The organism is Pseudomonas citronellolis (assembly GCF_001586155.1).
GTDB lineage: Bacteria > Pseudomonadota > Gammaproteobacteria > Pseudomonadales > Pseudomonadaceae > Pseudomonas > Pseudomonas citronellolis.
In genome coordinates this window covers 1,901,958-1,919,764 of the sequence record NZ_CP014158.1, presented here as the reverse complement: position 1 = coordinate 1,919,764, position 17,807 = coordinate 1,901,958, and the positions used below count along the sequence as shown (strand labels likewise).

The following is a 17,807-nucleotide window of genomic DNA, read 5'->3' as shown; positions in this document are numbered from 1 at the left end:
TCCTTCAGTCGTTGTACAGATCGATGATGGCGCTGACCGCGTTGGCCTTGGCCTTGGTCGCGTCGTTGCGCGCCTGCTCGATCCGGTTCAGATAGGCTTCGTTGACGTCGCCGGTCACGTACTGGCCGTCGAAGACCGCGCAGTCGAAGTGCTCGATCTTGATCTTGCCGCCGCCGACCGCGTCGATCAGGTCCGACAGGTCCTGGTAGACCAGCCAGTCGGCGCCGAGCAGTTCGCACACCTCTTCGGTGCTGCGGTCATGGGCGATCAGTTCGTGGGCGCTCGGCATGTCGATGCCGTAGACGTTGGGGTAGCGCACGGCCGGCGCCGCGGAGCAGAAGTAGACCTTCTTCGCCCCGGCCTCGCGGGCCATCTGGATGATCTGCTTGCTGGTGGTGCCGCGGACGATGGAGTCGTCCACCAGCATCACGTTCTTGCCGCGGAATTCCAGCTCGATGGCGTTGAGCTTCTGGCGCACCGACTTCTTGCGCGCGGCCTGGCCGGGCATGATGAAGGTACGGCCGATGTAGCGGTTCTTCACGAAGCCTTCGCGGAACTTCACGCCCAGGCGGTTGGCCAGCTCCAGGGCGGAGGTGCGGCTGGTGTCGGGGATCGGGATGACCACGTCGATGTCGTGCTCCGGGCGCTCGCGGAGGATCTTCTCGGCCAGCTTCTCGCCCATGCGCAGGCGCGCCTTGTACACCGAGATGCCGTCCATCAGCGAGTCCGGGCGAGCCAGGTAGACGTGCTCGAAAATGCACGGCGAGTATTTCGGGTTGGCCGCGCACTGGCGGGTGAACAGCTTGCCTTCCTCGGTGATGTACACCGCTTCGCCCGGCGCCAGGTCGCGGATCAGGGTGAAGCCGAGGACGTCCAGGGCCACGCTTTCCGAGGCGATCATGTATTCCACGCCGTTCTCGGTGTGGCGCTGGCCGAAGACGATCGGGCGGATCGCGTTGGGGTCGCGGAAGCCGACGATGCCGTAGCCGGTGATCATCGCCACCACGGCGTAGCCGCCGACGCAGCGGGCGTGCACGCCGGCCACCGCGGCGAAGACGTCTTCCTCGGTGGGCTGCAGCTTGTTGCGCACCGCCAGCTCATGGGCGAAGACGTTGAGCAGCACTTCCGAGTCGGAGTTGGTGTTGACGTGGCGCAGGTCGGATTCGTAGATCTCCTTGGCCAGTTGCTCGACGTTGGTCAGGTTGCCGTTGTGCGCCAGGGTGATGCCGTAGGGCGAGTTGACGTAGAACGGCTGGGCCTCGGCGGAGCTGGAGCTGCCGGCGGTCGGATAGCGCACGTGGCCGATGCCGACCTTGCCCACCAGGCGCTGCATGTGGCGCTGCTGGAAGACGTCACGGACCAGGCCGTTGTCCTTGCGCAGGTAGAGCCTGTCGTCCTGACAGGTGACGATGCCGGCAGCGTCCTGGCCGCGATGCTGGAGAACGGTGAGCGCGTCATACAACGCCTGATTGACGTTCGACTTGCCCACGATACCGACGATGCCACACATGCGACGCAACCCCTAGTTGGTTTACAGGCTAAAAAATTCCGTTCCCGCCGCCCCACCCGGGCCGGCGTCGGGCGGCGCACTGCGCCACCCTGGCCCAGCCGTCACTGGCTGGGCAGCATACTCCCCATCCCGACCGGCGGTGCCAGCTGGCCACTGGCGAACCAGTGCCCGGCCAGGTTGAGGACGATGTTCTTCGACCAGTCGGCGACCAGCAGGAAGTGCGGCAGCAGCACCGACTGCTGCCACCACGGGTCCTGTTGCACCGGCGCCAGGCTCAGCAAGCCGACCAGCAGCACCACCAGCAGCACGCCGCGGGCGCCGCCGAAGGCCATGCCGAGCACGCGGTCGGTGCCGGACATGCCGGTCACCCGGACCAGTTCGCCGATGAGGAAATTGACCAGCGCCCCCAGCAGCAGGGTAACCACGAAAAGCAGCGCGCAGGCGGCGATGACGCGGCCGGAGGGCAGTTGGATGTAAGGCGCGAGACGTTCGGCCAGCGCGCCGCCGAACATCCAGGCGACCGCACCCGCGACAATCCAGGTGAGCAGGGACAGGGCTTCCTTGACGAAGCCGCGGCTCAGACTGATCAGGCTGGAAATGACGATGATGCCGATCATCGTCCAATCGACCCAGGTAAATGCCACGTTGCGGCCCAGAAACGAAAAAGGCCCCGCATTTTAGCAGAGCCCCGGGGTTTAGCGGAGCCCCCGATGCATCGGGAGCCGCTCGCCGGTTTCAGCCGCGTTCGGGCTGGAAGCGCACCACGAAGCCGTTGAGCTTCTGCTGCTTGCTCAGCTGCGCCTTCAGGCGGTCGGCCTCGGCGCGCTCGATCACCGGCCCGACGAACACCCGGTTCATGCCGTCGAAGCTGCGCACGTAGGCGTTGTAGCCCTGGCTGCGGAGGCTCTTCTGCAGTTCCTCGGCACGGGCGCGGTTGGACAGGCTGGCCAGTTGCACCGACCAGCTCACCGCCAGCTTGTCGGCGTCCAGGCGCTGGGCCGGCGCGGCGGGCGCGCTGGCCTGGGCCGGCGGCGTGGCCGGTTGCTGGGCAGGGCGCGGCGCCGGGGCGGCGGGCTGCTGGGCCGGCGTTTGCGGCAGGCTGGCGATGGGCGTGGAAGGCGCAGTGGTCGGCGCGGGACTGGGCACCGGCGCCTGAACCTGGGGCTGAGCCTCGGGGGCCTGTGGCGCTTCGGCCACCGGGGCCTGGGGTTCGGGCACCGGCGTCGGCTGCACTTCCACCGCAGGCATGGCCGGCGTCTTCGGCATCGCCGGGGCGTCGACCGTCACCTGGCGCACCTCGTCCTGGCGGCTGAACAGCATCGGCAGGAAGATCACCGCCAGCGCCAGCAACACCAGCGCACCGACGATCCGCTGCTTGAGCCCCTTATCCAGCAAAGCCATTGCCACTCCCCCGTTTCTTGACCGCTTGTCAGTCCTGGTTGCCGTCCAGCCAGCTCAGGGCATCCGCCACGCTGTAGAAGGAGCCGAACACCAGGATCTCGTCGTCCGCCGACGCCTGCGCGCACTGTGCTTCGAGCGCCGCGGCGATGTCGTCATGCACGCTGGCCTGCGCGCCACGCGCAAGCAAGGCTGCCGCCAGCTCGCCGGCCGGGCGCGAGCGCGGCGTGGGCAAGGGGGCGACCGCCCAATCCTGCACCAAGCCGAGCAAGGGTTCCAGCACCCCGTCCAGATCCTTGTCCGAAAGCAGGCCGAAAACCGCCAGGCGCCGGCCCTGCGGCGGCCGCGCGGCAAGGCGGCGGGCCAGGTAGTCGGCGGCATGGGGGTTGTGCCCGACGTCCAGCAGCAGGTGGCGCGACTGCCCCTGCCAGGTCGCCTCGCGGCGGTCCAGACGGCCGCTCACGCGGGTCCGCAGCAGGGCCGCGAGCAGGCGCTCGGGCTGCCACGGCAGGCCCAGCAGCGCATAGACCTGCAGCGCCAGGGCGGCATTCTCCATGGGCAGGTCGAGCAGGCTCAGGTGGTGCAGGCGCAGCGGAGTGCCGTCGGCGCCACGGCCGTGCCAGTGCCAGTCGTGCTCGCCGATGGCCAGGTCGAAGTCGCGGCCGCGCAGCAGCAGCGGCGTGCCCAGGGCGCGGGCCTGGTCCAGCAGCGGCTGCGGCGGCTCCAGGTCCCCGCACACGGCCGGCTTGCCGGCGCGGAAGATGCCGGCCTTCTCGAAGGCCACGCTGTCGCGGTTGTCGCCCAGCCATTCGGCATGGTCGAGGCCGATGCTGGTGACCACGGCGACGTCGGCGTCCACCAGGTTCACCGCGTCCAGCCGGCCGCCGAGGCCGACTTCCAGCACCACGGCATCCAGGCCGGCGCGCTCGAACAGCCAGAAGGCCGCCAGGGTGCCCATCTCGAAATAGGTCAGGGAGATTTCGCCGCGCGCCGCCTCGACGGCGGCGAAGGCTTCGCAGAGCGCTTCATCGCTGGCCTCGCGGCCCTCGATGAGCACGCGCTCGTTGTAGCGCAGCAGGTGCGGCGAGGCGTATACGCCGACCTTCAGGCCCTGCTCGCCGAGCAGCTCGGCGAGGAAGGCGCAGGTGGAGCCCTTGCCGTTGGTGCCGGTGACGGTCACCACGCGCGGCGCCGGGCGCCCCAGGCCGAGGCGGACGGCCACCTCGCGGGAGCGCTCCAGGCCCATGTCGATGGCCGAGGGATGCAGCTGTTCGAGGTAGCCGAGCCAGTCGGCCAGGGAACGCTGGCTCATCCTGCGAGGGCGGTGCTGGGGGTGTTGGTGAACTTGGCCAGCAGCTTGGCCAGGCGGTCGCGCATTTCCGCGCGGTGCACGATCATGTCGATGGCGCCGTGTTCGAGGAGGAACTCGCTGCGCTGGAAGCCTTCGGGCAGCTTCTCGCGCACGGTCTGCTCGATCACCCGCGGGCCGGCGAAGCCGACCAGGGCCTTGGGTTCGCCGACGATTACGTCGCCGAGCATGGCCAAGCTCGCGGAAACGCCGCCGTAGACCGGGTCGGTCAGCACGGAAATGAACGGGATGCCTTCCTCGCGCAGGCGCGCCAGGGCGGCGGAGGTCTTGGCCATCTGCATCAGCGAGATCAGCGCTTCCTGCATGCGCGCGCCGCCGGAGGCGGAGAAGCAGATCATCGGGCAGCGGTGCTCCAGGGCGTAGTTGGCGGCGCGCACGAAGCGCTCACCGACGATGGAGCCCATGGAACCGCCCATGAACGAGAACTCGAAGGCCGCGGCCACCACCGGCAGGCCCTGCAGCTTGCCGCTCATGGCGATCAGCGCGTCCTTCTCGCCGGTGTCCTTCTGCGCGGCGGCCAGGCGGTCCTTGTACTTCTTGGTATCGCGGAACTTCAGGCGATCCACCGGCTCCAGCTCGGCGCCCAGCTCCTCGCGGCCTTCCTCGTCGAGGAAGATGTCCAGGCGGGTGCGCGCGCCAATGCGCATGTGGTGGTCGCACTTGGGGCAGACCTCCAGGGTCTTTTCCAGCTCCGGCCGATACAGCACGGCGTCGCAGGACGGGCACTTGTGCCACAGGCCTTCCGGTACCGAGCTCTTCTTCGCCTCGGAACGCATGATGGAAGGGATCAGCTTGTCTACCAGCCAGTTGCTCATGCTCTGTTCTCCAATGCGGGGACAGTGCGCTCAGCGGCCCGAAGCCTTGCGCCTGCCCGTGAGCAGAAAAAATCACCATCGGCGCCGTGGCTCGGCCACGGCCCCTCGAAATCGCGGCGCGCCCTGGGCGGCGCCTTCGCCAGGCCGACACGGGGCCGGCGCTCGCGTGACAAAACGTCAACAGCTCCTAATGACGGTGGCAGACCGCCTGCCGTCACATGCACCTCACCGGGAATCCGCCTCGCGGCAGCGGCGGATGAAGGCGCGGATCTTCTCGGCGTCCTTGATTCCCTTGCTCGCCTCCACCCCGCCGCTGACGTCCACGGCATAGGGGCGCACCTGGCGGATCGCCGCGGCGACATTGTCGGCGTTCAGGCCGCCGGCCAGCACCAGCGGGCGCGGCAGGGCTTCGGGAATCAGGGACCAGTCGAAGGCCGCGCCGGTTCCACCGGGAACGCCCTCGACGTAGGTGTCCAGCAGGATGCCGGCGGCGCCGGGATAAAGCGCGGCCTGAGCGGCGATGTCGTCGCCGGCCTTCACCCGCAGCGCCTTCAGGTACGGCTTGTGGTAGCCCTCGCAGTCCGCGGCGCGCTCGTCGCCGTGGAACTGCAGCATGTCCAGCGGCACCGTATCGAGGATTTCCCCCAGCTCGCAGTGGCTGGCATTGACGAACAGGCCCACGCTGGTGACGAAGGGCGGCAGCGCCGCGACTATGGCGCGCGCCTGCTGCACGCTGACCGCGCGCGGGCTCCTGGCGTAGAACACCATGCCGATGGCGTCGGCGCCCGCCTCGGCGGCGGCCAGGGCGTCCTCGACACGGGTAATGCCACAGATTTTGATGCGAACGGCGGACAAGATGCGGCGACCTTCCTTCAAAGCAATCCGTCGATGGTAGCAAATGCCCCGGACAGCGTCAGCCGAGCGTATCGGGCAAAGATGAAAGGAAATGTGGCCCCAGGTAGCGCTGCGGCAGCTCGAAGGCTTCCGGGTATTCCACCCGCACCAGGTAGAGCCCGAAGGGGTGCGCGGTCACGCCGCCGGCGCGGCGGTCGCGCGCCGCCAGCACCTCGTCGACCCATTCCGGCTCCCGCTCGCCCGCCCCTACCGTCATCAACACCCCGGCGAAGTTGCGCACCATGTGGTGGAGGAAGGCGTTGGCGCGCACGTCCAGCACGATGAAGCGGCCATGCTCCAGCACCTGCAGGTGGTGCACCGTCTTGATCGGCGACTTGGCCTGGCACTGCACGGCGCGGAACGAGGTGAAGTCGTGGGTGCCGACCAGCTTCTGCGCCGCCGCGCGCATGCGCTCGACGTCCAGCGGCCGGTGGTTCCAGGTGACCTCCTCGGCCATGTGCGCCGGGCGGATCGGGTCGTTGTAGATGACGTAGCGGTAACGCCGCGCCACGGCCGAGAAGCGCGCATGGAAGTCCGCCGGCATGACCTTGGCCCAGGTCACGCTGATATCCGCCGGCAGGTTGGCGTTGCTGCCCATCACCCAGGCCTTCAGCGGGCGCTCGACGCGGGTGTCGAAATGCACCACCTGGCCGCTGCCGTGCACCGAGGCGTCGGTGCGCCCGGCGCACATGACGCTCACCGGCTCGGCGGCCACCTTGGACAGGGCGCGCTCCAGCGCTCCCTGAACCGACGGCACGCCGTCCTCCTGGCGCTGCCAGCCGCGGTAGCGCGCGCCCTTGTATTCGACGCCCAGGGCGATCCTGGTGACGTCAGCGGTGGCGACCTCGCCCACCGCGCTCTCGAACTCGTTCAACTGCTCAGGCCATCCCGAAAAGGCAATTCAGCTGGCTATTCTGCCTGGATTGCCGCGCCCGGGCGATGCGCCGCGACCGGCGCGGCGCCGCCAGGCGCGCAATGTCCGCGCCCTGAAACGACGATGGCAGCCCGAAGGCTGCCATCGCTTTACCTACGACCTGCTCAGGACAGGCGTTCGAGCAGCTCGCGAGCTTCCTGCTGCTGCTGGTCGCTGCCTTCGCTGATGACCTCGTCGAGGATGTCACGCGCGCCCTCGGCGTCGCCCATGTCGATGTAGGCACGGGCCAGGTCGAGCTTGGTCGCGGCCTCGTCGGCGCCGGAGAGGAAGTCGAACTCGTCGTCCATGTCGCCCTCGTCCAGCGCGGAGTCCAGCGACGGCTCGGTCTCGGGCTCCAGCGGCGCCGCCGGGCTGGCCGGCTGCTCGAGGTCGCTGGCGAGCTTGTCCAGCTCGGCGCTGACCTGGTCCAGCTGGGCCGCGAAGCTGTCGTCGGCCGGCAGCTCCTGGGGAGCCTCTTCGGGCAGCGACAGGTCGAAGTCGTCCGCCAGGCCCTCGACCGGCTTGGCCGCGGGCTCGCTCTCGGCGCCCAGGTCGAAGCTGAAGTCGTCGTCGGCGCTCGCGGCGAGCCCGGCGCCCTCCTCGCCCAGGTCGAAGAGGAAGTCCTCGTCCTTGGCCGCGGGGGCCGCCGGCTCGTCCGGCAGGTCCAGGGTGAAATCGTCCAGCGCGTCGCTGGCCGTGGGCGCCGCGGGGGCGGCCTTGGCCAGGTCGTCTTCCAGGTCGAGGTCGAAGGCGAAGTCGTCGTCCGTCTTCGCCGATTGGGCCGGCTGGGCCACCGCGGCAGACTCGTCCAGGCGCAGGTCGTCTTCGAGGTCGAAGTCTTCCAGCGACAGTTCGTCGGCCTTGGCTTGCGGCTCGGCTGCGGCGTGCGGCACCTCGTCGTCGAGCTGCAGGTCGTCCAGGCCCAGGTCGAAGGCGTCGTCCAGGTCGCCGGCGGCCTGTGCGACCGGTTCGCCGGCGGGCGCATCGCCGTCGTGGGTCAGGTCGAGGTCATCGAGGCTGAAGTGATCCAGCTCGTCGCTGCTGGCTGCGGCCGCGGCCAGGCCGCCGGCCACGGCAGCCGCCGCGACCATGCCCGGGTAGCGCGACTTCAGCTGCTCCACCTGCGGTTCGGCGCCGCCCAGTTCGCGCAGTTCGTTTTCCTGGCGGGCGAAGCCTTCGCGGTCGCCGATCTCGGCCAGGACCTCCATCAGCTTCAGGCGCAGGTCGGCGCGCTGCGGTTCGTCGTAGATGGCGCCCTGCAGCAGTTCGGCGGCCTGGTTGAAGCGGCCGTAGGCGATGTAGATGTCGGCCTCGCCCAGCGGATCGCTGGTCTGCGCGGCGACCTTTTCACCGGCGGCCGGCGCGCTTGCCGGGGCTGCGTCCTCGTCTTCCAGGCTCAGGCTGTCGAATTCGCCGGCAGCCAGTTCCAGCGGCTCGTCCGTTCCGCTCGGGCCGGCCGCGGCGGGCTCGACCTTGGCGGCCTCGGCCTGGGCCGCGCGGCGGCGCAGCAGGAGCAGCACCAGCAGCAGGACCAGCACCAGGCTGCCGCCGATGGCGGCCAGCAGCGTCGGGTTGGCCAGCAGTTCCTCGATCAGCCCCGGCTCGTTTTCGGCGGCCGGTGCAGGTGCAGCGGGCTTGGGCGCCGCCGGTTTGGGTTCGGCTGGCTTGGCGGCGGCCGGCGCGGCAGGTTGAGCGGGGGCGGCAGGCGTGGCATCGGGCTGCGGAGCCGTTGCCGGGGCGGCCGGAACTTCGGCGCCGGGCGCCGGCGGCTGGCCGGCGGGGGCGGAACCCGGCGCGGCGGGCTGCGGCGTAGTCGCCAGCTCGCCCTGCAACTTGGCCAGTTGTGCGTCCTTCAGTTCGATCAGCTTCTGCAGCTTGTCCAACTGGCTCTGCAGGTCGGTCATGCGGCTCTGCAGTTCGTCGTTCTCGCGGCGGGTGCTGTCCAGGCTTTCCTGGGTGACGGCCAGCTTGTCGGAAAGCGCCTTGCCGTTCTTCGCGCCCTTGTCGGAGCCCTTGGCCTTGCCGGCTTCGCCGGAGACCAGGCGCAGGTTGTCCTTGTTCTCGGCCTGCTCGGGCGCAGCGCCGGCATTGGCGCGGCGGGTGGCGTCGAGCTGGCGGGAGGAACCGGCCAGGCTGCGGCCTTCGCGCCAGGCGCTGCGCTGCTCGCGCACCTGCACGTCGGCCTCGCCCGCGGAGCGGCTGCGGATCTGCTCGGCATCGGGCAGGCGCAGCACCTGGCCGCTCTTCAGGCGGTTGATGTTGCCGTCGAGGAAGGCGTCGGGGTTGAGGTCCTGGATCGCCAGCATGGTCTGGTTGACGGTCACGCTGCCGTCGGGACGCGCGCGCGAGGCGATTTCCCACAGGGTGTCGCGGGAACCGGTGCGGTATTCGTTACCGTCCAGGCGGGCCTGGCGCGGCGCGCTGGCCGCGGGGGCCGGCTCCACGGCGCGGGGCGTGGCCGGGGCCACGGGCTGGCGCGCGATGGGCGCGGGCGCGGCGACCGGCGCACGCGGCGCGGCGGCGGCAGCCACCTGCGGCGAGTACAGCGGCGGGTCGAGCAGCACGGTGTATTCGCGAAGCACCCGGCCGCTGGGCCAGAGCACTTCCACGAGGAAGTTCAGGTAGGGCTCCTGCACCGGCTTGTCGGAGGTCACATGGATGACGCTCTTGCCGTTGGGCTGGACCACCGCGGTGAACTTGAGCCCGGTGAGGAAGAAGTTGCGATCGACGCCGGACTTGCTGAAGTCCTCCGGCGAAGCCAGCTTGGGAATGATCTCGCCGGCCGTCAGGTCGCGGACGTCCGTCACGTCGATATCGGCATTCAGCGGCTGGTTCAGCGCCGAGTGCAGGTGGATGTCTCCCAACCCCAGCGCATGCGCCATGCCGGTGGTCAACGCCGAAGCAGCCGCAATTGCCTGCACCAGTTTACGAAGCCGGACCATAATCTAATCCCTTGTTTTAACAGCTTTCTTCTGGATTCGAGCGTTTCGGAACAACACCTGGCGCCCGCTATGCCCGGCGTCGAAAACGCCGGGATATCCCCCCGCCAGGGCCGTCCAAGCCAGTATTGCCAAGCTAGAATGCTTCTTCAAATATTCGATAAGTATCTTTTACAGATAGTGTTTTATCAATAATGCAGCCAGGTTCGCAGCATTCAGTCCCAGGCCTTTTCGCACATTATCAGACGCAATCCACAAATTGACGTTGCAAGGGCCGGCGGCACCCTGACGCACCCGGCCGACGTGGATGGCATCCTGGCCCAGGGCATCGCCGATCACCGTCGGGTAATCGTCCTCGACCAGTTCGATGCCCTCGGCCGCCTCCAGAGCGGCCCGCACTTCCGACAAGGCTATCGGCACGGCGCTGCGCAAGTTGAGGTTCAGGGCGTCGCCGAAGAACACCGGGGCCAGCAGGCAGTCCGCCTGCACCCTGCCCTGCAGCTGCGGCAGCAGTTCGTTCAGCTCGGCATTCAGGCGCCGCTCGATGGCGCTGTAGCCCGAGGCGTCGGCCGCACCGACCAGGCCCAGCAGGTTGAAGGCGTACTGGCGGTCGACCAGGCGCGGCTCCACCGGGCGCGCGTTGAGCAGCTCGGCGGTCTGCCGGGCCAGCTCCTGCACGCCTTCGCGGCCCAGTTGCGAGGCGGACAGGCAGGCGGTCAGCGACAGTTCCTGCAGTTCGACGCAATCGCCCAGGGCGGCGACCACTTCGGCCACCTCGGCAGCCGGGGCGCAGGGTACGCGCAGCAGCGCCGGGAAGCTGAGTTCGTCCAGGCGCGCCGGGTTCAGCGCCGGCAGCACCAGGGCGCCTTCCACGCTGCCGCTCAGGTCGATCACCGTGCAACCCTGGGCCAGGGCGCGCGCGGCGTGCTCGCCGGCGACCTCGGCCGAGGTGGCGAACAGCGCCAGCTTCACCTGGGCGAAGGAGAAACCGTCCAGCTCGCGCACCCGCAGGTTGCGGCCGCGGAAGGGCACGCTCTTGCCGGCGGACTCGCCGCTGGCCAGCAGGTGCAGCTCGGCCACGGGGCAATCCAGCTCTTCCAGCAACTCGACCAGCGCTTCGCCAACCAGGCCGGTGGCCCCTACTACAGCAACGTCGACGGACATCGAAAATCCCATGGGCTAGAAGGAAACAAGACGCAGCACTTTACTGCCCCCTTCCCCGCCCAGGCAATCGCGCCCGTGGCCGTCGATCGCCGTGCGCCCTCCCCCTATCGGGCGACTTCCTGCGCGGCAACCGGCGCCGCCTGCGGCGTTGGGCTGCCCGCCACGGCGACCGGCGGCTCGGCCGGAGCACCCGCGGCCTGTTGCCGCGACTGCGCCGCCAGGCGCGCCACCAGGGTGGCGATCTGCGCATCCTTGAGTTCGATGAGCTTGTTCAGCTTGTCCAACTGGCTCTGCAGGTCGCCGATCCGGCTGGTCAGCTCCTCGCCCTGGCGGCGCGCGCTGTCCAGGTCTTCCTGTAGCAGCGCCAGGCGTTCCGCGGCGGCCTTCGCCTGGGGTTGCTTCGAGGCCTGCCCGGACTGCAGGCGCAGTTGGTCGCGCACCTCCGCCACGGCAGGCGCGGCGCCGGGCGCCGCCTTGCGGGTGGCGTCCAGTGCGCGGGGGCGTTCGCGCCAGCGGGCTTCCTGGGCCTGGAAGTGGCTCACCGCCTCGGCATGCCCCTGGGCACGGACCTGGTTGGCGTCGGGCAGGCGCAGCACGGCGCCGACCCGCGGCAGGTTGGCGTTGCCGTCGATGAAGGCCTGCGGGTTCAGCGCCTGGATCGCCCGCATGGTCTGCATCACCGAGGCATCCCCGGCCGGGCGGTGGCGGGAGGCGATGGCCCACAGGGTGTCGCCGGCGGCGATGCGGTGGCTGCCCGAAGGCGCTGACGCAGCGACGACTGGCGCCTTCACTGGCGCCGCGATGGCCGCCGACGGCGCGGCGGAAACGACCGGTGCGCTGGGCGCCTGGGCGACGGCCTGGTAGTTCGGCGGGTCGAGCAGCAGGGTGTATTCGCGCATGGCCCGCCCTTGCGGCCAGGCCACCTGCAGGACGAAATTGACGTAGGGCTCGCGCACCGGGCCGCTGGATTGCACGCGGATCACCCCGCGGCCGTTGCGCCCGACCTCCGGAGTGAAGCGCAATCCGGAAAGGAAGACGTAGTTGGGCTCCATGCCCAGCCGCTCGGCCTCCTGCTGCGGCACCAGGCTGACCTTGAGGTCCTCGGCGCCGAGATCGCCCATGCCGCGCAGCTCGATCCGCGCATCCAGCGTCTGGCCCAGCGCGGCCTGCGAAGCGATATCCCCCAGTTCCAGCGCGCTGGCGCGTGCCGGCAGGAAAGCGGCCGCGACGGCGGCGGCCAGAAATACGTGCGCGAAGCGGAACATCCCCATCCCCTGCTGTCGATGACTCCCCCGGCGGCCCCAACCCACCGGCCGGCCCGAACGGGCCGGGCAGCGAGGATAATCACAGGGCGCCGGATGCCAGTCCGCGCTCCGTCACAGAAAACGACGCCGGCGCCGGCGACTTCGCCGTTCTGTCGAGTGATCGACCTTTTCCGCCTGTACAAAGCAAGACGCCGGCACAGGGCCGGCGTCTTCGGGGAGGCTGCGATCAGCGCTCCAGCAGGATGCGCAGCATGCGCCGCAGCGGCTCGGCCGCGCCCCACAGCAGTTGGTCGCCGACGGTGAAGGCGCCGAGGTACTGCGAGCCCATGTTGAGCTTGCGCAGGCGGCCGACCGGGACGCTCAGGGTGCCGGTGACGGCGGCGGGGGTCAGCTCGCGCATGCTGGCTTCGCGCTGGTTGGGGATCAGCTTGACCCAGGGGTTGTGCTGGCTGATCAGGCCTTCGATGTCGGTCAGCGGCACGTCCTTGTTCAGCTTGATGGTCAGCGCCTGGCTGTGGCAGCGCATGGCGCCGATGCGCACGCAGATGCCATCCACCGGGATCGGGTTCTTGAAGCGGCCGAGGATCTTGTTGGTCTCGGCCTGGCCCTTCCACTCCTCGCGGCTCTGGCCGTTGGGCAGTTCCTTGTCGATCCAGGGGATCAGGCTGCCGGCCAGGGGCGCGCCGAAGTGCTCGGTGGGCAGGGCTTCGCTGCGGATGGCCTCGGCGACCTTGCGGTCGATGTCGAGGATGGCGCTGGCCGGGTTGGCCAGGTCGTCGGCCACGGCGGCGTTGATCGCGCCCATCTGCTTGATCAGCTCGCGCATGTTCTGCGCGCCGGCGCCGGAGGCGGCCTGGTAGGTCATGGCGCTCATCCACTCGACCAGGCCGGCTTCGAACAGGCCGCCCAGGGCCATCAGCATCAGGCTGACGGTACAGTTGCCGCCGATGTAGTTCTTGGCGCCGGCGTCCAGCGACTGGTCGATAACGCGGCGGTTCACCGGGTCGAGGACGATCACCGCGTCGTCCTGCATGCGCAGGCTGGAGGCGGCGTCGATCCAGTAGCCCTGCCAGCCGGCTTCACGCAGCTTGGGGAAGACTTCGTTGGTGTAGTCGCCGCCCTGGCAGGTCAGGATGACGTCGAGGGTCTTGAGTTCCTCGATGCTGTAGGCGTCCTTGAGGGTGGCGATGTCCTTGCCGATGGACGGACCTTCGCCACCGACGTTGGAGGTGGTGAAGAACACCGGCTCGATCAGGTCGAAGTCCCGCTCTTCCAGCATCCGCTGCATGAGCACCGAACCCACCATGCCACGCCAACCGATCAGACCTACACGCTTCATCGCTACTACACCTTCGAATAAGTAGTGGACCGCCGCCCCTGCCCGTTCTGTGCGGGTGCCCAGGGGCGGGCGAACCGGAGAGATTACAGATTCCGCAGCGCGGCGACTACCGCATCGCCCATTTCGCGGGTTCCGACTTTCTTGCAGCCTTCGGACCAGATGTCGCCGGTGCGCAGGCCCTGGTCGAGGACCTGGCTCACCGCCTGCTCGATGGCGTCCGCCGCGGCGCCCTGGTTGAAGCTGTAGCGCAGCATCATGGACACCGAGAGGATGGTCGCCAGCGGGTTGGCGATGCCTTTGCCGGCGATGTCCGGCGCCGAACCGTGGCACGGCTCGTACATGCCCTTGTTGCTCGCATCCAGGGACGCTGAAGGCAGCATGCCGATGGAGCCGGTGAGCATGGAAGCCTCATCCGACAGGATGTCGCCGAACATGTTGTCGGTGACCATCACGTCGAACTGCTTGGGCGCGCGCACCAGCTGCATGGCGGCGTTGTCGACATACATGTGGCTCAGCTCGACGTCCGGGTAGTCCTTGGCCACTTCTTCGACGATCTCGCGCCACAGCTGGCTGGAGGCCAGGACGTTGGCCTTGTCCACCGAGCACAGCTTGTTGCCGCGCACGCGGGCCATGTCGAAGCCGACGCGGGCGATGCGGCGGATCTCGCTCTCGCTGTACGGCAGGGTGTCGTAGGACTGGCGCTCGCCGTTTTCCAGCTCGCGGGTGCCGCGCGGGGCGCCGAAGTAGATGCCGCCGGTCAGCTCGCGGACGATGAGGATGTCCAGGCCGGCGACGATTTCCGGCTTCAGGCTGGAGGCGTCGGCCAGTTGCGGGTAGAGGATGGCCGGGCGCAGGTTGGCGAACAGGCCCAGTTGCGAACGGATCTTCAGCAGGCCGCGCTCGGGGCGGATGTCGCGCTCGATCCTGTCCCACTTCGGCCCGCCCACGGCGCCCAGCAGCACGGCATCGGCCTTGCGCGCACGCTCCAGGGTCTCGTCGGCCAGCGGCACGCCGTGCTTGTCGATGGCGGCGCCGCCGATGACGTCCTCGGTCAGCTCGAAGCCCAGCTGGAATTTGTCGTTGGCCAGCTCCAGGACCTTGATCGCCTCGGCCATGATTTCCGGGCCGATGCCGTCGCCGGGGAGAACCAGAATCTGTTTGCTCATCACTTCTTTCCTTCGGAAAAGGTTAAAGGCTGCAGGCTCTTGCTTGCCGCCTGCAGCCTGTCGCTTGCAGCCGTTACTTGTTCGCCCAGAGCACCAGCACGTCGGTGCTGAAGGAGCCCTCGGCGTCGATCTCGAAATACTCGCGCACCTCAATGCCCACGGAAAGCTGCAGGGCGCGGATGGCCTGGCGCATCACCTCCGGCGTGCGCATGCGCTCGACCCAGGAGGTGAACTCCAGGCGCAGGCGCTGGCGGCTGCACGCGGTGAGCGCCAGGCCCGCCTCGCCGACCAGGCGCGCCCACTCGGACGGCGAATAGTCGCGCACGTGGCTGGTGTCGCGCAGCACTTCCACCGCTTGCAGGTGGGTGTCGAGCAGCGGCAGCCCGGGGGCCGCCACGTCGATGAAGCAGGCCACGCCGCCCGGCTTCAGCACCCGGCGCACTTCGCGCAGGGCCTGGCCGACGTCGCGCCAGTGGTGTGCCGAGTAGCGGCTGAAGACGAAGTCGAACTCGCCATCCTCGAACGGCAGGCGCTCGGCCACGCCCTGACGCGTGCGGATGTTGTCCAGGCCGCGCTCGGCGGCGGCCGAGGCCACCACGGCGAGCATCTGCTCGGAGAGGTCGTAGGCCACCACTTCGCCGGCCAGCGGCGCGACATGGAAGCTGACGTGCCCCGCCCCGCAACCCAGGTCCAGCACGCGGGCGCCGCTGCTCGCCGACAGTCGCTCGCGCAGTTGGGCGAACTCTTCGCCCTGGGCATGCACGGCGCTGTTCAGGTAAGCGTTGGCCTGGGCGCCGAACTGGCGCTCGACCACTGCTTCGTGGCGACTCTGGGTCATGACTTTCTCCTCGCGGGGTGATGATGCGACGCCGTCAGGCGTCGCGGAACAACCAGGGCTGGCGCTGCCTGTAGCCGGCCTCGAAGTCGCGGATGGCGTCCGCGTCCTGCAGCGTCAGGCCGATGTCGTCCAGGCCGTTGAGCAGGCAGTGCTTGCGGAAGGCGTCCACCTCGAAGCTGTACTGCTTGCCGTCCGGGCGGGTCACGGTCTGCGCGGCGAGGTCGACGGTCAGTTGGTAGCCCTCGGTGGCCTCGCACTGCTGGAAGAGTTCGTCGACTTCCTCGTCCTTCAGGATGATCGGCAGCAGGCCGTTCTTGAAGCTGTTGTTGAAGAAGATGTCGGCGAAGCTCGGCGCGATCACCGTGCGGAAACCGTACTCGTCCAGCGCCCAGGGCGCGTGCTCGCGAGACGAACCGCAACCGAAGTTCTCGCGGGCCAGGAGCACGCTGGCGCCCTGGTATCGCGGGAAGTTCAGCACGAAGTCCTTGTTCACCGGGCGCTTGGAGTTGTCCTGGTTCGGCTGGCCGACGTCCAGGTAGCGCCACTCGTCGAACAGGTTGGGGCCGAAGCCGGTGCGCTTGATCGACTTGAGGAATTGCTTGGGAATGATCTGGTCGGTGTCGACGTTGGCGCGGTCGAGCGGCGCGACGAGACCGGTGTGCTGGGTAAAGGCTTTCATGTTCGGTCTCCTCAGGCCTGCATCAATTCACGGACGTCGATGAAGCGGCCGGTCACCGCGGCGGCGGCGGCCATGGCCGGGCTCACCAGGTGGGTGCGGCCACCGGCGCCCTGGCGGCCCTCGAAGTTGCGGTTGGAGGTGGACGCGCAGTGCTCGCCGCTCTCCAGGCGGTCCGGGTTCATCGCCAGGCACATGGAGCAGCCCGGTTCACGCCACTCGAAGCCGGCCTCGATGAAGATCTTGTCCAGCCCTTCCCGCTCGGCCTGCGCCTTGACCAGGCCCGAGCCCGGCACCACCAGCGCCTGCTTGACGCTGGAGGCGACCTTGCGGCCCTTGGCCACGGCGGCGGCGGCGCGCAGGTCCTCGATCCGCGAGTTGGTGCAGGAGCCGATGAACACGCGGTCCAGCTGGATGTCGGTGATCGCCTGGTTGGCGTTCAGGCCCATGTACTTGAGGGCGCGGACGATGGAGTCGCGCTTGACCGGGTCGGCCTCGACGGCCGGGTCCGGCACGTTCTGGTCGACGGCCAGGACCATTTCCGGCGAGGTGCCCCAGCTGACCTGCGGCTTGATGTCCTCGGCGCGCAGCTCGACGATGGTGTCGAAGTGGGCGTCTTCATCGGAAACCAGGTCGCTCCAGGCTTCCACGGCCTTGGCCCAGTCGGCGCCCTGCGGGGCGAACGGACGGCCCTTGACGTACTCGATGGTCTTCTCGTCCACCGCCACCATGCCCACGCGGGCGCCGGCCTCGATGGACATGTTGCAGATGGTCATGCGGCCTTCCATGGACAGGTCGCGGATGGCGCTGCCGGCGAACTCCAGGGCATGGCCGTTGCCGCCGGCGGTACCGATCTTGCCGATCACCGCGAGGACGATGTCCTTGGCGGTCACGCCGAAGGGCAGCTTGCCCTCCACGCGCACCTGCATGTTCTTCATCTTCTTGGCCACCAGGCACTGGGTGGCGAGCACGTGCTCGACCTCGGAGGTGCCGATGCCGTGGGCCAGCGCGCCGAAGGCGCCGTGGGTGGAGGTGTGCGAGTCGCCGCAGACCACGGTCATGCCCGGCAGGGTCGCGCCCTGCTCCGGGCCGACCACGTGGACGATGCCCTGGCGCACGTCGTTCATCTTGAATTCGAGGATGCCGAAGTCGTCGCAGTTCTCGTCCAGGGTCTTGACCTGGATGCGCGAGACTTCATCGGCGATGGCTTCGAGGCCGCCCTGGCGTTCGGCGCGGGTGGTCGGCACGTTGTGGTCCGGGGTGGCGATGTTGGCGTCGATGCGCCACGGCTTGCGGCCGGCCAGGCGCAGGCCTTCGAAGGCTTGCGGCGAGGTCACTTCGTGGAGGATGTGGCGGTCGATGTAGATCAGCGACGAGCCATCATCGCGGCGCTTCACCTCGTGCAGTTCCCAGAGTTTGTCGTAGAGCGTCTTGCCGGCCATCAGAGATTCCTCATCAGCGTATTTCTATGCCCCTTGGGCTTGTGGGGATGATGCTATGGTCTGTCGACGAATAACTCAA

At 68.7% G+C, this 17,807-nt stretch carries 15 protein-coding genes; all 15 read right to left on the bottom strand.

All coding sequences use genetic code 11. From position 1 onward, the window contains the following. Nucleotides 1-4: 4 nt before the first annotated feature. Nucleotides 5-1,510, bottom strand: coding sequence for an amidophosphoribosyltransferase (gene purF, locus PcP3B5_RS08770; protein ID WP_043267465.1), 1,506 nt, complete (start codon nt 1,508-1,510; stop codon nt 5-7). 101 nt (nt 1,511-1,611) lie between these two features. Further along, on the bottom strand, nt 1,612-2,154 hold the full coding sequence (locus PcP3B5_RS08765; protein WP_134163391.1) for a CvpA family protein: 543 nt from the start codon (nt 2,152-2,154) through the stop codon (nt 1,612-1,614). A 91-nt stretch (nt 2,155-2,245) separates the two neighbouring features. After that, on the bottom strand, nt 2,246-2,911 hold the full coding sequence (locus tag PcP3B5_RS08760) for an SPOR domain-containing protein (protein ID WP_061561036.1): 666 nt from the start codon (nt 2,909-2,911) through the stop codon (nt 2,246-2,248). A gap of 28 nt (nt 2,912-2,939) precedes the next feature. Beyond that, nucleotides 2,940-4,220: a bifunctional tetrahydrofolate synthase/dihydrofolate synthase gene (folC, locus tag PcP3B5_RS08755; RefSeq protein ID WP_061561035.1), complete on the bottom strand. Its 1,281-nt coding sequence runs from the start codon at nt 4,218-4,220 to the stop codon at nt 2,940-2,942. Further along, on the bottom strand, nt 4,217-5,092 hold the full coding sequence (gene accD, locus PcP3B5_RS08750) for an acetyl-CoA carboxylase, carboxyltransferase subunit beta (protein WP_061561034.1): 876 nt from the start codon (nt 5,090-5,092) through the stop codon (nt 4,217-4,219). The genes folC and accD overlap by 4 nt, the downstream gene beginning before the upstream one ends. Nucleotides 5,093-5,317: 225 nt before the next feature. Next, a complete protein-coding gene (locus PcP3B5_RS08745; protein WP_061563225.1) occupies nt 5,318-5,947 on the bottom strand; it encodes a phosphoribosylanthranilate isomerase in 630 nt (209 codons plus the stop codon). Between the two features lie 58 nt (nt 5,948-6,005). Next, nucleotides 6,006-6,860 (bottom strand): tRNA pseudouridine(38-40) synthase TruA, encoded by an 855-nt coding sequence (gene truA / locus PcP3B5_RS08740; protein ID WP_024128268.1) that lies wholly within the window; start codon nt 6,858-6,860, stop codon nt 6,006-6,008. Between the two features lie 164 nt (nt 6,861-7,024). After that, nucleotides 7,025-9,841, bottom strand: a complete 2,817-nt coding sequence (locus tag PcP3B5_RS08735) for a motility hub landmark protein FimV (RefSeq protein ID WP_061561033.1) — start codon at nt 9,839-9,841, stop codon at nt 7,025-7,027. A gap of 168 nt (nt 9,842-10,009) precedes the next feature. After that, nucleotides 10,010-11,002 (bottom strand): aspartate-semialdehyde dehydrogenase, encoded by a 993-nt coding sequence (locus tag PcP3B5_RS08730; protein WP_082816273.1) that lies wholly within the window; start codon nt 11,000-11,002, stop codon nt 10,010-10,012. A gap of 104 nt (nt 11,003-11,106) precedes the next feature. Further along, a complete protein-coding gene (locus PcP3B5_RS08725) occupies nt 11,107-12,267 on the bottom strand; it encodes a type IV pilus assembly protein FimV (protein ID WP_237143077.1) in 1,161 nt (386 codons plus the stop codon). A gap of 226 nt (nt 12,268-12,493) precedes the next feature. After that, nucleotides 12,494-13,606 (bottom strand): aspartate-semialdehyde dehydrogenase, encoded by a 1,113-nt coding sequence (gene asd / locus PcP3B5_RS08720; RefSeq protein WP_009621046.1) that lies wholly within the window; start codon nt 13,604-13,606, stop codon nt 12,494-12,496. Between the two features lie 83 nt (nt 13,607-13,689). Next, entirely contained in the window at nt 13,690-14,772 is a 1,083-nt protein-coding gene (leuB, locus tag PcP3B5_RS08715) for a 3-isopropylmalate dehydrogenase (RefSeq protein ID WP_061561031.1), read from the bottom strand. 73 nt (nt 14,773-14,845) lie between these two features. Then, nucleotides 14,846-15,610: a class I SAM-dependent methyltransferase gene (locus PcP3B5_RS08710; RefSeq protein WP_061561030.1), complete on the bottom strand. Its 765-nt coding sequence runs from the start codon at nt 15,608-15,610 to the stop codon at nt 14,846-14,848. Nucleotides 15,611-15,644: 34 nt separating this feature from the next. Continuing rightward, nucleotides 15,645-16,289 (bottom strand): 3-isopropylmalate dehydratase small subunit, encoded by a 645-nt coding sequence (leuD, locus tag PcP3B5_RS08705; protein WP_061561029.1) that lies wholly within the window; start codon nt 16,287-16,289, stop codon nt 15,645-15,647. An 11-nt stretch (nt 16,290-16,300) separates the two neighbouring features. Further along, entirely contained in the window at nt 16,301-17,728 is a 1,428-nt protein-coding gene (leuC, locus tag PcP3B5_RS08700; protein ID WP_009621042.1) for a 3-isopropylmalate dehydratase large subunit, read from the bottom strand. Nucleotides 17,729-17,807: the final 79 nt, after the last annotated feature.